Below are 15,614 nucleotides of genomic sequence, written 5' to 3'. Positions count from 1 at the left end.
ATACTGTTAAGCTGCGTTAAATAAATAACTATACGCGTTCAATAAGTGCAGCGATACCTTGACCACCACCAATACACATAGTAATCACCGCGTATCTACCTTGTACGCGCTGTAACTCATGAATCGCTTTAACTGTGATTAATGAGCCTGTAGCACCGATAGGGTGGCCTAAAGAAATACCAGAGCCATTTGGATTAACTTTATCCATATCAAGCTCTAAATCGCGACATACTGCAAGAGCCTGGGCAGCAAACGCTTCGTTTATTTCCCAAACGTCGATATCGTCTTTACTGATACCAGTTTTTTCTAATAACTTGTTTACCGCCGGAACAGGACCGATACCCATAACCTCTGGAGCAACACCTGCAAATGAATAACCAACAAGTTTTGCTAACGGCTTTAACCCTTTAGCTGCAGCAAATTCGCTATCGGCCATAACTAATGCCGCCGCCGCATCATTGATACCAGAAGCGTTACCAGCAGTTACTGTACCGTCTTTCTTAAATACCGGGCGAAGTTTAGCCATATCAGCAGCAACACAATCAAAACGTACGTGCTCGTCAGTAGTATATTCAACCACACCTTTGCGTGTTTTTAATTCAACGGGAACAATTTGCGAATCAAAGCGATTTTCTTCCGTTGCTTTTTGTGCGCGGCGATGAGATTCAGCAGCGGCTTCATCTTGATCTTCACGTGAAATATTCCATTGCTCAGCAACGTTTTCTGCGGTGATACCCATATGAGTATTACCGATAGGACAGGTAAGGGCACCAACCATAGGATCAACTAATTGAGCATCGCCCATTTTTGTACCAAAACGAGTTGATGGTGACCAATAAGGGACACGTGACATTGATTCTGCGCCACCAGCAACGGCAACATCACAATCATCAAGTAACAATAGCTGTGCAGCAGAAATAACTGATTGTAATCCTGAACCACATAAACGGTTAACTGTTAAAGCAGGAGTAGATTCTGGTAATCCGCCTTTTAATGCAGCAACGCGACTCATGTACATATCGCGACGATCTGAATGAGCAACGTTACCGATCACACAGTGACCTACGTCTGCACTATCAACACCTGAACGTTTTACCGCTTCAGCAACCATTTGACCTGCAAGGTCTGTTGGTGCAACAGATTTTAGTGAACCACCGAAATCAGCGATAGCACTACGAACACCACTTAAAAATACAACTTCACGTTTACTCATTTTATTTCCTATTTGGACAATGCTTTAATTTATTATCTCTTTATATTACTCGAGCTTAATAATTTATATGTGTCATTTCAGGCAAAAATTAGCACTTATTAATTATTTTAGTGCTAATTTTCAATTTGAATTATTAAAATTGACTGGTTAAATTAAAATTGCATTTCCGGCACGTGATCAGGAACCACTAATTCACCTTCGGTTAAATTCACAATATCTTCAACAGTCACGCCTGGTGCGCGCTCAAGTAAGTGGAATTTACCATCTTTAATTTCAATAAATGCTAAATCAGTTAAGACCTTTTTAATACAACCACGGCCAGTTAATGGCAGAGTACAGTTACTCAAAAGCTTTGATACGCCATGCTTAGAAGCATGCGTCATGGTAACGATAATGTTGTCAGCGCCGGCAACTAAATCCATTGCACCACCCATACCTTTGATCAACTTGCCTGGGATCATATAAGAGGCAATATTGCCGTTTACATCCACTTCAAATGCACCCAAAACGGTAAGGTCTACATGACCACCTCGGATCATGGCAAATGATTCAGCACTGTCAAATAAAGATGCACCTGTTGCCATTGTGACCGTTTGTTTTCCTGCGTTTATTAAGTCGGCGTCTACTTCTTCTTCAGTTGGGAATTGTCCCATACCAAGTAAGCCATTTTCAGATTGCAGCATAACTTCCATACCTTCAGGTACATAGTTTGCTACTAATGTTGGAATACCAATTCCTAGATTAACGTAGTATCCGTCTTGAAGTTCTTGAGCAACTCGTTGTGCTAATTGTTCGCGAGATAAAGCCATGATTATTTCTCCAATTATGAACGCACAGTGCGTTGTTCGATAACTTTTTCAAAAGTACCCTTGATAAGGCGGTTTACGTAAATACCTGGTACATGGATATGATCCGGGTCTAACTCACCTGGCTCTACTATTTCTTCGACTTCAACAACGGTAATTTTTCCAGCTGTTGCTGCTAGAGGGTTGAAGTTTCTAGCGGTTTTTCGGAAAATCAAGTTACCAAAGGTGTCTGCTTTCCATGCTTTAACGATGGCGAACTCGCCAGTAATAGACTCTTCTAAGATGTAATCACGGCCGTTAATGGTGCGCTCTTCTTTACCTTCTGCAACCGGAGTACCTACACCAGTTGCTGTAAAGAATGCAGGAATACCAGCACCGCCAGCACGCATTTTTTCAGCCAATGTGCCTTGCGGAGTTAATTCAACTTCAAGTTCACCACTCATCATTTGCGCTTCGAAAATATCATTCTCACCTACGTAAGAAGCGACCATCTTTTTTATTTGCTTATCAATCAGTAATTGACCAAGACCTTGGTCATGAGTGCCACAATTATTTGATACAACGGTTAGGCCGGTTGTTCCTTTGCGTTTGATTTCTTTTATAAGATTTTCTGGAATACCACACAAACCAAAACCACCAGCAATAACGGTCATGTTATCTTCTAAACCTGCCATTGCTTCTTCGTATGAGTTTACTACTTTGTTAAAACCAGCCATTTCAGCTCCCTAGTTTTGCGTTTCATATCGATAATGCAACCTTTTAATCGTATTAAAGTTATTGCACTAACTTTTAATTGCCAGCTACTTTACCAAAAACTGAGTTTAACTCAATCTGATAAGAAAAATTGCTTAGTCGCAAGCGGAAATATTGTTGAACACTTTAACGACGGTCACTAAAACTACGGTTTTTGTTGCTCTATTTCGCTATTGCTTAGTCGTTTAATAGCCACTATTTGACGCCTTTAAGCATTGTATAACTTTTCATTTTATGCAAATAAGTTTCCCTCAACTAAAATTTTCCTTTTGACGGTCACTATTCTTGATAACCAATAAATATGATGTTAATGTTTATTGAGTTTGACTCATTAATGGTTTTTGTTGTTAAAGGATTGCCACCTTTAACAATGAAGATTTAGTTAATGACTAATTTACTAAGAACGAGAACTATCATGGCTAAAATAGCAATTATTGGGTACCACGAGGTGCCGACACAAATTAATCCCGAGCGAACTCGCTGGGATATTATGGAAGAAGTGGTTACCGGAGCAATTAGAAATGCTGGTATTAGCAAAGACGATATACAAGGCGTCGTTAACGTAGCACCGCAAGCTCAACCTGATCTTATTTCACAAACAGCGTTTGGACTTATTCCTGAGCACTTTGGCTTAAAAAATGTAAAAGATAACGTAATCTGTAATGCTGGTGGCGCTTCGACCACCAACTGTGTGCGTATGGCAGAGCAGTGGATCACGTCAGGTATGGCTGAGGTTGTACTTGTTCCACACATTACCGTGCAATCTGATATTGCGCCAGAAGACTTAATTACCTTTTTCGCGAAAGCGCCAATGCATCAAGAATGGGAGTTTCCATTTGGTATGACGTTTAATGGCGCGATGGCACTAATTACTGAACGCTACATGCATGAAACTAATTCTACTGAAGAAGATATGGCATCAATTACCCATGCTCTTCGTGATTGGGCATCTCGTGATCCATTGTCATTATTCTTTAATAAAGGCAAATCTACTGAAGACGTTATGAATGCTCGTATGATTTCAACGCCGTTAAAGTCAGTTGAATGTAATATGCTTGCCGATGGTGGCGGTTGTTTAGTCATTGCCTCAGAAGAGTATGCGAAGAAACATTGTGCGAAGCCTGTTTGGAAGCTAGGCCATGGTAGCGACTTCTTAGGTGGCACACCGGTAATTCGTGAAGATATATTCTGGCGAGAAGGTTACCGCAAGTCATGTGGTGAAGCATTAGCACAAGCGAACTTAACTGTAGACGATATTGATATTCATGAAATTTATGGAGCCTATCCATTTACGCAAGCAAGTTATTTAGAAGCTAACGGCATCTGCGAACCTGGCGAAGGTGCGCGCTATCATGCAGCAGGTCATACGAAGTTAGGTGGTAAAACACCTTGTACAACAATGGGTGATGCAACCGGTCGCGGACATACCGGCTCAGGTGTTTCAATGGCATTTTATTGTCAAGTAGCTCGTCAATTACGTGGTGAAGCAGGTGCTAACCAAGTTGAAGGTGCCGAAAAAGTAATGATGGTTACCTCTGGTGGCTCTGGCATGAACACATTAGCAACAATTTGGGGGAACTAAGCAATGACTGAGATGAAAAGACCACTTCCGGAAGTATCACCAGAAAGTAAACCGTTTTGGGATGCTGTTCAAGAAGATAAACTATTAATTCAACACTGTAATAGTTGTGATACTAATATTTTTTATCCGCGTCGCCTATGTCCTGAATGTTGGTCGAAAGACATAAGCTGGATAGAGGCTAAAGGCACTGGAACAATATACTCGATTACTACAACGTATTTAGGTACAACGTCAGAGTTTACTAAAGAGTTACCAATTCATGTCGCCTATATTGAGTTAGATGAGGGCGGCGTTCGTATGGCGAGTAATATAATTGGTGAAGGCGCTGAAACCGCTAAGATCGGCGATCGCGTCGAAGTCGACTTTGTTAAAGCAAATGGCGATTTTAAATTACCTTTGTTCCAATTAATTAAGTCATAAACATGGCGAGCGATAAACCTAGCTGGGGTAAACAGGGCACTTGGCAACAAGCACAATCTTATGTTGGTAAGGTTGTTGGCGTTTCCAAAGGCGCTGACGCGGTGGATGCAAGTAGTGTGCGTCGCTGGTTAGAGCCAAAAGAGTTTGCCTGCCCGTTATTTGATGACGAACAAGCGGCTATTGATGCTGGTTTAGAAGGGAAAATTGCCCCAAGTACCATGGCGATGACTTATGGACAGCCATCACATTGGCACGCTGGAGATAAACGTTTCGAGCATGGTGATGAGCCGATTCAAATTCCAATTCCGGTTATTTTTGACGTACCTGCGCCGTTTTCATTAAGTTTTGCAACATCAATGGAAATGGAGTTTTTTAAGCCTATGTACCATGGCGACGAAATCACCATTACCCATGAGTTAATATCATTGGTTGAAAAAGAGTTGCGTGTAGGTAAGGGGGCTTTTTTTAAACAAAAAGATACCTATCGAAATCAAAATGATGAAATAGTCGCAATTGGTATTTTGGATATTTTCCGTTTTAATCCACCAGAGGTGGACAAGGAAAAGGAGCATAGCTAATGACTGATGTAATCGATTGGACTCTGCAAAAAACAATGAGTGATGTTGCCGTTGATGATGAATTGACAGCAATTCATATTGATATTACTTTGCAGCGCTTAGTGATGGAAGCCGCAGCAAACAGAGATTTATCTTTGATTCATCACGATGCTGGTATGGCGAAAGCGACAGGCGCAAAGGATGCTTACGCTAATACATTTTTCTTGTATGGCATGATTGAACGTTTAGTTCGTGAATGGGGCGGTTTAAAAACCTTTATCCGCAAAATTGGCCCGTTACGTATGTTAAGTTTCAATTGCAGTGGCGACTCGTTAACGTTTCATGGCAAAGTCAGCGAGGTTGTTGTCGATGAAGATACCGTAATCTTGGATGTTTGGGTAGATAACGCCGGTAAAATAAGTGCAACAGCCCAAGTTAAAGTGATTTTACCGAAATAATCTTCACCATAGAGTGAATCAAAATTCTAAAACAGGGGTCAGAGTCAGGTTTATTAAAACATAAAACAGGGGTCAGAGTCAGGTTTATTGCCAACGCATAAAAACCTGACTCTGACCCCTGTTTTGGTTTCTCACTTTCTTTATAAACACTGCAATTTTTGCAATCCTATGACTTTAATTGCAATTCTTTAAATTTCACTCCTTTTACGCCGCCTAATTAACACTTTTTCACGTCTAGCAAAGCCATCGTCGTGATATAAAAAATCGCCAATTTATTTCCGGTGAATGATCTCGGGCTTTATCGGAAAATTTAATAATAAATAATTCAGGTAATAACCATGAAAGTGTCAGTGAATTTACTAACGCAGAGTATTCGATATTCTCTTTTTGCTTCTGCATTAGCTTTTCCATTTACAACCTTAGCTGCTGAAGAAGTGGCAGAGGTAGAATCCACTCAACTTGAGTCAGAACAACAAGATGAAGAAATAGAGGTATTTCAAGTTACCGGATCGCGCATCAAACAGTCGTCTTTTGAAGGTCCAAATCCAGTCACTATTATCACCTCTGAAGATATGCTTAAAAGAGGGCATACATCGTTAATGGATGCTCTAGGTGACCTAACCCAAAATAGCGGATTGGTCGATACCTCAGAAGTTGGTACCAATGGTTTTACCCCAGGTGCTAACGCGGTAAATTTACGCGGTTTAGGTCCACAATACACATTAACTTTAGTTAATGGTCGCCGTTTGGCGAGTTATCCGTCAGCGTATCAAGGTACAACGTCTATCGTAAGTGTTGGTAGCATTCCAACTGCAGCTATTGACCGTATTGAAATATTAACAACCGGTGCATCGGCTGTTTATGGCTCTGATGCGGTATCAGGTGTCATTAACATTATTCTTAAAAAGGATCTTGAGGGAACGGATTTAAGTTTAGTTTATGGTACGGGTGAAGATCATAAGAAAGATGATGCTCGTATTACACTTACCCACGGTATCGATTTTGATAAAGGTAATGTGACTATTATTGCCGAAGCACATAACGCTGATGCTATTAGTGGTGGGGATATCGATGATATTGATTCTGCTTTTGATTACCCGTACGGCGATCCGGTGATGTCGCGTGGTGCAGTTTTGATTGATAACTGGGCTGCTTATGATTACCTGTTAAATCCTACTGGCGAGCCGACTTATCTCGATCCTGGGGTTAATGGTTGTGATAATTTACCGTGGACCAGTTATCAAGACCGCAAGCAACTTCCTGAAGCGATTGAGTTGGGGCAAACGGCTGGGTCTTGGGGCAAGTATTGTGGCTATGACCATGTCAAAAATGCCGTGTTGCGTCCAGAAACAGAAAAATACTCGTTATTAATAACCGGTAACTATGAATTAGGGGACGACGTTAATGGTTTTGTTGATGTGCTATATACCAACAGCTCAACCACAACAGACAGTGGTTATTTAGCTGTTAATGGCGGCACCATTGAATTAGAAACAGGTGCCAATCAATTAAAAGTTAAAGGTCCAGACGGTCAATATCTAGTAATGCCAGATTGGTACACTATGGGTCGTATATTACCGAAAGAAGAAATCGGCGATACCGCATGGCATTTAGATGATAGTGCACTTAGTGTTACCGTTGGTGCTAATGGATACATTGGCGACCATAACTGGGAAGTGTACTTTCTAAATTCGCAAAATCAGCTCGATTCAAATCAAAAAGCTTTACGTTACCAAGAAACTGAAGAAATGTTTTTTGGCAATTATATAAAAGATCAATTAGGCGTTCGTGTGTACGATGGTACAGGAACTCATAATATCTATGAACCATTAAGCGCAGAAGAACAACGCCGATTAATCGGCACTATTGAAAGTAAAAACAAAACCTCATCGAACATCTTTAGTGCATCAATCAGTGGCGATGTATTTGAACTACCTGCCGGAAATATACAATACGCTGCAGTATTTGAATACGTGACCGAAGATTTTGAATTCTTCCCAGATGAATTGACCACTAAACCAGAAGGTGAAGGTTGGTGGGGAATTGGTGGTTTCTCAGGCTTTGGTGAACGTTCTCGTTCATCTGTAGGCGGCGAATTAAAAGCGCCTATTACCGATAACCTAGCGGTAAATGTGGCATTACGTTATGACCAATATGATGGTGATAGCGCTGCAAACGCCGAATCGTTCACTCCATCTTATAGTGTTGAATTTAGACCAAATGATGATTGGTTATTTAGAGCGAGTTACGCGCGCTCTTTCAAAGCACCAGATATGCAAGCCATATTCACTAAATCGAAAGGATTTGCCTTCGGTACTGATTATGTATCTTGTTATGAGACATCATTTGCCGATGATATTTCAGCGAAAGAATTTATCACTAATCAAACATATTACTCTGCATGTTTAGGTTCGCAGTTTGATGTTGAGCAGTTGCCAACAAAAGAGCTAAAACATGAAGAGGGGACGTCGATTGGCTTAGGCTTTGTTTTCTCTCCAATTAGCGAATTTACCCTAACATTTGACTACTACGATGTAGAAATTCGAAATCAGGTTCGACAAGGCGATGTCAGTTCAATTTTGATTGAGGACTTCCATTGTTTGTATGGCACGGCTGAAAGTGCTCCAACGTTTGGTTGTGATGTGATCAGTGGCACAGACGAGCGTGTTGGCTTAGTTATTCGAGATACTGATGTAGATGAAAATGACGAGTTTTCAGGCGGCGACCTTCTTGCCGTCAACACCTCTTCATTTAACTTAGCATCCTATAGAACAACTGGCTATGACCTTAAAGCGAGTTATTTATATGATCTCGATTCTTGGGGACAGGTTAGCTTAAGTTCAGCACTGACAAAAATTGTTTCTTCAGAATACGATGCTCTGGCAAATGATGATCAGCCAGCTAACGAATTTAGCGGCAGTATCGCAAATAGACAACCTGATGAAGTGATCACTGCAGCGATTAGTTATTCTTACGAAAACTTTTCAACCACGCTATCTGGACATTATATGAGTCCATTGGCTCCACATCGTATTCAAGCGCAAAAAGACCAAAATGGCCAAACCATTTACTTCGATAAATACGGTGACCCATTAGTTTACGAAATAAACGATATTGGCAATGGCGAAAGAGAGTTCATTGTTACTGAAGGTTATTACCAAGGTGAAGATGCAAGAGTGGTTGGTGAAGCAAAGCGCTCAGAAAAACGTCTCGATGCGTACATTACTGCGAATTTAAATTTTAGCTATTTAATGAATGACGGAGATACGAGCGTGGCATTAACGGTGAAGAATGTATTTGATAGCAAAGCTCCTAAAGATGACACCTTTGCCGCGACAGATTGGCCTTGGTATAGCGTTTATAGCTACTCGGGTTCGGCGCTAGGTCGTGAAATGTACATCAGCTTAAATCATCATTTTTAGTTCAACACACAATTCACTGTTAACTAAATAGCCAAATAAATATTAAAAGTGTTGCCAAGGAAGGCGGCAAAAAAATTAGAGAAAAAGGTTTCTTATGATTACCAAAAGAATAATGTTTGCCGGTTTAAGCGCACTATATATGAGTGGTGCCTTGTCTGCTGCTGAAATATGGAATGTCGACAAAACCGAGTTGCCTGCGCATTTGCAGAAATCAAATATTCGCCAACAAGTTGAAATTCCGGCGAGCGCAGTTTCAAGTAATATTACCAGCGTAAAAGTTGATCGGTTAACCGGTATGCCAGAAAGCTCAACTGTGGTGAATCGTCAATTAACACGACGTAGTAAATTTACCGCCGATCCTTCCATCACTGGCGATACTAATTTTGTGGTGATGTTGAATCACCATCCGATGGCGCTATACACTGGTGGTATTAACGGTTTAGCTGCAACCCATTTAGATACCTATGCTAAAGAAGATGGTAATAGCAGCCTTTTGTCAGTTGACTCACCATCAAAGGTTTTACCACGCAGTAAACTTAAAGCGATCAAAAAATCACACCAATATCAAAATCGTGTCATTGCTTATCGAGAGTTTTTAAAAAGTGAACAGCAGCAATTAATAAACGCTGCAGCAGAATTTGGTTTTGACTTACAGATTAATCGTTCGTTTACTGATGCAGTAAATGCTGTGACTGTAACAATGAATCAAAATCAAGCAGCTCAACTGGCGAAACTAAGTTCGGTAAAATCAATAAGCCCAGTGCAAGTATACATGCCTACCGGTGTTGTTGATGGCGATTTTGTTAGCTCACATGAAGTGATAGCGGCTGACAAAGCTTGGAATTTAGATAGTGGTTATCAAGGCGAAGGTATGATTATCGGTATCGCTGATACGGGGATTAATACCGATAGTAAATCGTTTACAGCAATAGGCGATGACGGCTATAGGCATACAAATCCAATTGATGGCGGTGGTTACTTAGGTGATTGTGCAACTCAAGAGTGGGCACATTTATGTAACGATAAACTTATCGGCGTTTATTCATATCCAGAAATTACCAGTTGGTACCGTAGTCAGCTAGCGAAGCAAGTTACATTAGATCGTGGCGAAGAGGTCAATTCTAATACCGGCATGATACGTCCAGCTAATGGTAAAGATTATGTCGGCCATGGCTCTCATACCGCAGGTATTGCTGGCGGTAATGTTGTCTATGATGTTGATTATTTATACCGAGAATTTCGTGCTGGACCAGGTGTTGCAGCAGGTGTTGAAAAACTGGGAACCGTAACAGGTGTGGCACCACATGCAAATGTGATTTCATATCAAGTATGTTTACCTGGCGGTGGTGGAGACCCTATTGCCGGTTGTTTATCGGATGTCATGTTGGCGTCAATTGAACAAGCGATCGCCGATGGCGTTGACGTGCTTAACTGGTCTATCGGTGGTGGTTCTCGCGATCCGTGGGGCGATCCAATTTTACAAGGGTTTCTATCTCTAAAGGAGCAGGGCGTTCATGTTACTGCAGCAGCGGGTAATACTGGCGGCTATTTCCAAGTTTCTAACGTAACACCTTGGTCGTTAACGGTTGCGGCAACCGACTTAGGTCGTAGCCAAAAAGATATCGGCAGCGCCGGCTTGCAATACAGTGTTGATGCAGTCGATTTTAATGCTATCGATTTAGGTGGTAGTTTTGCCCGTAGTATTTCTGGCGAAGCAACTGGTATCGCAGCTCTCGGCGCAGACTTTGGTGCTTGTATAAATAATGATTGTTCACTAGCACCTGTTTGTGAAGACGGCTATGAAATGATTGATAGCATGTGTTACTTGCAATGCAGTGACAATCAAGAGCGTAATGGTGAGACATTAGAGTGTGAGCTTAAACAATCGAACTCAGGTGGCGACAATGGCGGTGCGAATGGTGCTTGCTTAATTGGTGAAGAAGAAGTTTTTGGTGAATGTGTCGATGACCATGTTCACGGCCCAAAAAGTTATGAAAGTATTTGTGAAGGTCGTGAAGTAGAGCTTTATCCTGGGAAGTTTGGCAATACGGAAAATGATTTACAAAACCAAGGCTACTATTGTGCCGACTATACCGCTCCCCAGTGCCCTGAAAATCATCAAGGTTTAACCGGCGAATCTGCGGGTAAATGTTGTGCTTATTCTGTTGAAACAAATGAAGATTCTAAAGGCAAACCGATTTGGCCAGACGAACCATACAATGTAAACGATGAATGGTATGGCGCCTGTTGTGGTCCAAACGGTTGTGCGGTTCAAAGTAACGGTTTTATCGAAGTGTTAGCGGCCGCAAACTCGAATATAGCGACAATAGATAGCACAATTAAACACTCGAGCGAGAGCAGTGTTTATAATGTCTCAAATGACTCACAAGAGAATCTTAATTTAAATGCAGTTCAAGCGGTTGCACCTGTTGAACCTGTATTAAAAATGTTCAAGGGTGACCCGCATTGTTTAGATTTTGATAGTTGGAAAGATCCTGTAGACCCAACACAAGAATTTGATTTTAATAATAAAATACTAGTTTGTGCGCGTGGTGATGACACCGTTGAAGATAATCTTCCTCGTTTGGTTAAAGCTGAAAATGCCGGAGAGCGCGGCGCTGCTGGTTTTGTTTTATATAACGATAATCCAGATTATGATTACGACCGACGCTTAGCGCTTGCGGTTAATATTAAAGAAATAGACGAACAAAGCGGTGATGTTTTAGGTTACCGCAACTTGCCATATATTCATGTTGGCAGTAGCACCTGGAAAAAAGGCTTAGGTCGCACCACTCTTAGACAGACGATGATTGAAAATGAAGATATCTATCTAACGATTAAGTCAGTTAAAAAGCAGGTGAATTATGATCCGAAACGAATTAAAGATTTAGCCGGTTTCTCATCAAAAGGACCCAATACTACATACCCTAGTTTGATGGGGCCGACGATTGCAGCACCAGGAGCGAATATCTATTCGGCTTACACCAATGATGGCGCTTTCCAGAATAAATCTAACTCAGCTGATTATGCATTTGAGTCAGGGACTTCTATGGCCGCTCCACACATGGCTGGTGTTATGGCTCTTATGAAACAAGCTCGAGGCGATGAGTGGACTGCAAATGAGCTTGAGTCTGCAGTAATGTTGACAGCCGGTGATGTAACCGGCGGTTCTTGGGCTCGCATAAATTGTTCAGGGATCATTTTGGAAAACGGTATTGATGTTACCGATTACGCCAATAGTAGCGATGAAGAGATTTGTCCTGAATACGATGAAGACAATATTTTGCATCAAAAGTTTGTTTATGAAGCGCCAGTTATCGATCCTGAAACCGGTGAGCTAGTTAAAGATGGTAATGAAATCTTACAAAAGGTTATGCATAGCTATTTTGAACGTCAACTCACGCGTTCATGGGAAGCGGGATCTGGATTAGTTAATGTAGAAAACGCGATTGATAGTGCGCTGATTATGGATGAAAGCCATGCCAATTTTATTGCCGCCGATCCAAAAATGGGCGGTGATTTAACACAATTGAATTTACCTTACTTATTTAACGGTGAGTGCGCTAATACCTGTCGCTGGACACGAACGTTTACATCGACAAAATTAGGGGCTAATACTTGGCATGTCAATACTGAAACATCAGAAACATCGCTGTCTTTATCTGCATCACCAACATCGTTCACATTAACTAAAGGGCAATCGATTACAGTATTATTTACTGCGAATATCAAACGCTCGACCAGTGCGAATAGCAAAGGTACGTCAATGGTTTCTGGGACAGTACATTTAGTACCTGAAAATGGCAATTTAGGTACTTCTAGATTACCGGTAGGTGTTGCTTTAAATGAGTCAAAATTACCATTACTTGCCACCGGTGTTGCCAGTGAAAATATTGGCCAATTTCCTATTAATGGCATAGCACCGTGGGGATCAACGACAGATCTGCAAGCGAAAGTTTATCAACAGGGTGGTGTTAACTACTTTGGATTAGACCAAAATGGAGATATTCGAATCGATGGTGCTGGTGAATATATTATCGATGAAGCGGATACGAGTGAAGGTGGTACTTTCGTTGGTATTGTTGACTTACCGCTTGATAATTCGCCGTCGAGTTGGGACTGGGAAAATGCCAGAAATGAAGATTCTGTCCGTTTAATTTGGGTTGATGTTCCGAAAAACACTAAGTTGTTAGCGGTTGATGTATTAGAACGTATAGCTACCACATCAACACAAGGTGGAAATCCAGGTGAATTTTGGCTAGCAGGCGATTTATTTATTGGTATTGGTCGTGACAATAATCGTGATGGCGAAATACAATTTCAACAAGAAGGCATGTGTTTATCGTCTTCTGACTTGATGAATAATAATTGTATGTTGCAATATCCTGAAGAAGGCCGCTATTGGATCTATTTACAGAACGTAAACCAAGATAAGTCTTCGACGGGTTTTTACGAATACTTGCGAGATAGCTACAAATATTCGATTTCGATTATTACAGATGAAGAGTCTGAAAGCCTGCATGTTAATGCACCAGATAGCTATGACGGCACTACGCCAATAACGTTAGATTTAACCTACGATGTTGAACTAAATCAGGGCGATGCGTTGTATGGAATGGTTGAACTAGGTACTTCACAGAATAATCTAAATAACCTAGGTGCGATGCCGGTAAAATTAATTCGTGGCGAAGACGCATTTACTGTCAAGGTTTCCGACGAAGTAGTAAAAGCCGGCAATTACATTCGAGTAGACGTGAATTACGCGAAAAATCACACGGGTTACCAACGTACCTTTGATTTAGAGTTTGAAGTGCCTGACGGGTTGAACTTTATACCATATAGTCTAGGCGGTGATCCTCGTTTCGTTACTGATTACAGTGAGAATTCAACGGGCGTAACTGTATCTGGATACCAACCAAACAGCTATAACTTGTACCCGTTTTATCAAATGAGTACCAATGTTAATCCTAATGAAGAAGGTTTTGAAGATCACCCATTGGCGGACAAATACAATCCAATGTGTATGACACCGCCAGTTGGTAATTATTTCGATGGCACTAGCCCCGAGGGTAAGTACATCGATATGGCAAAATTAAATCCGCGAGGGGCGACGCCACCTTATGGTTCCGACGATCCAAATCGAATGGGGTCATGGAAAGATCAACTTAGAGTTAATGTGGCACAATTATTTGGTTATGGTCAAAACAATGACTTTAATTTATACAATGCGCCAAACAGCTATCAAGAATTACGTATTAGTCCAATGGGCTACATCGATTCAGGTACAGACTATCCGTTATTTGGTGTACCTTATGGCGACCCGTTTGGCACTATGTACGGCTTGCCAGATATTCGTCTTGGACCACTTATGGTAGGTGGCAAATCAGTGCAATTAACCACTGGTAAAGTTACGCCGGAGGATGCCTTGATTGCTGATGATGCTCAAGGTATTACCTTAGGCGCGTTTATGACTGACACTAATAAAAACATCTTAATTGAATGGGATAATGCTTATACCATAGAGGGCGAACGTTTCTTTACCGGTTCTCAAGGTATAGCAAATGATGACAGTTACGATTTCCAAGCGATACTAGATTTAGAATACAGCTACGAAATCGGTAGCTATGAAGTGATTTATGCATACGACAACTTAAATATGGTTCATGGTCAAGGTACGGTTGGCTTCCATGGCATGGCCGGAATTCGTGGAGCGTTTGGTCCTGCCGGTGGTTTTAGAAATGAAGCAGTTGCCTACGGTGATCTTGATGAGGTTTTACACGATGACTTAGTTATCTGTTTCGACTTTATTGGTGAAGATTACAGTAAAACAGGGTTTAGTTTCTGGGTTAAAGTTGCAGAAGATTATGCTGGTGAAGAAATCGATTTAACAGTGAAAACTAAATTAAATCGCATTACTAAATCGGTTACCAATACATTGAAAGTTGCCGGTAATATTAGTATTAATCCAATCTCGGATATTACGCTCAACCAAGGTGAGGTAGTAACATTACCTGTACTTTATAGCGATTTGCAAAGCACTGTAAATGAAATTACAGCCAGTAGTGACGGCGTTTTAACAACAGTTGAAGGCAATGAACCAGGTTCGATGTTAACGATTGAAGCTCTGTGTGATTTCCAAGGCACAACCGTCGTTGATGTAATGGTTGCTGATATAGAAAACAGTGCTGACAAAGCAGTTGCTTCGTTTAATGTTGAAGTAGTGGCAGTAGCTGGTTTTAAAGCCACAGCAGATTGTGATACATCTGATGAAAGCGTTATTGAACTTGAACAAGAAGGCAGTAGCTCAGGTGGCGCTTTGGCGTTTATGCTTTTTACTTTGGTTGCTCTATTAAGTAGACGACGTATTAGCATCCGTTAATTCATTTGCAGAAAATTGTAAATA

At 41.1% G+C, this 15,614-nt stretch carries 9 protein-coding genes; 6 read left to right on the top strand and 3 right to left on the bottom strand.

The window, feature by feature from the left end:
• Window positions 1–28: 28 nt before the first annotated feature.
• The 3 genes from LT090_RS09995 to LT090_RS09985 form a co-directional block, all read right to left on the bottom strand.
• Window positions 29–1,213: an acetyl-CoA C-acyltransferase family protein gene (locus tag LT090_RS09995; RefSeq protein WP_068545401.1), complete on the bottom strand. Its 1,185-nt coding sequence runs from the start codon at window positions 1,211–1,213 to the stop codon at window positions 29–31.
• Window positions 1,214–1,365: 152 nt separating this feature from the next.
• Window positions 1,366–2,022, bottom strand: coding sequence for a 3-oxoacid CoA-transferase subunit B (locus tag LT090_RS09990; protein ID WP_068545402.1), 657 nt, complete (start codon window positions 2,020–2,022; stop codon window positions 1,366–1,368).
• 14 nt (window positions 2,023–2,036) lie between these two features.
• Entirely contained in the window at window positions 2,037–2,735 is a 699-nt protein-coding gene (locus LT090_RS09985; RefSeq protein WP_068545403.1) for a CoA transferase subunit A, read from the bottom strand.
• A 452-nt stretch (window positions 2,736–3,187) separates the two neighbouring features.
• On the opposite strand from LT090_RS09985, the gene LT090_RS09980 reads away from it, so the two are divergent.
• The 6 genes from LT090_RS09980 (at window position 3,188) to LT090_RS09955 (ending at window position 15,590) form a co-directional block, all read left to right on the top strand.
• Window positions 3,188–4,354, top strand: coding sequence for a thiolase family protein (locus LT090_RS09980; protein ID WP_068545404.1), 1,167 nt, complete (start codon window positions 3,188–3,190; stop codon window positions 4,352–4,354).
• 3 nt (window positions 4,355–4,357) lie between these two features.
• Entirely contained in the window at window positions 4,358–4,774 is a 417-nt protein-coding gene (locus LT090_RS09975) for a Zn-ribbon domain-containing OB-fold protein (RefSeq protein WP_068545405.1), read from the top strand.
• 2 nt (window positions 4,775–4,776) lie between these two features.
• A complete protein-coding gene (locus tag LT090_RS09970; protein ID WP_068545406.1) occupies window positions 4,777–5,352 on the top strand; it encodes an FAS1-like dehydratase domain-containing protein in 576 nt (191 codons plus the stop codon).
• A complete protein-coding gene (locus tag LT090_RS09965; RefSeq protein ID WP_068545407.1) occupies window positions 5,352–5,789 on the top strand; it encodes a hotdog family protein in 438 nt (145 codons plus the stop codon). The genes LT090_RS09970 and LT090_RS09965 overlap by 1 nt, the downstream gene beginning before the upstream one ends.
• A gap of 338 nt (window positions 5,790–6,127) precedes the next feature.
• Window positions 6,128–9,211 carry a TonB-dependent receptor domain-containing protein gene (locus LT090_RS09960; protein WP_068545408.1) on the top strand — a complete coding sequence of 1,028 codons (3,084 nt, stop codon included), beginning with the start codon at window positions 6,128–6,130 and terminating at the stop codon, window positions 9,209–9,211.
• Window positions 9,212–9,305: 94 nt separating this feature from the next.
• Window positions 9,306–15,590 carry a S8 family serine peptidase gene (locus LT090_RS09955; protein WP_070795943.1) on the top strand — a complete coding sequence of 2,095 codons (6,285 nt, stop codon included), beginning with the start codon at window positions 9,306–9,308 and terminating at the stop codon, window positions 15,588–15,590.
• Window positions 15,591–15,614: the final 24 nt, after the last annotated feature.

Origin of the sequence: Thalassotalea crassostreae (assembly GCF_001831495.1) — a bacterium.
GTDB lineage: Bacteria > Pseudomonadota > Gammaproteobacteria > Enterobacterales > Alteromonadaceae > Thalassotalea_A > Thalassotalea_A crassostreae.
The sequence above is the reverse complement of the archived record's forward strand: the minus strand, read 5'-3'. Positions and strand labels throughout refer to the sequence as shown.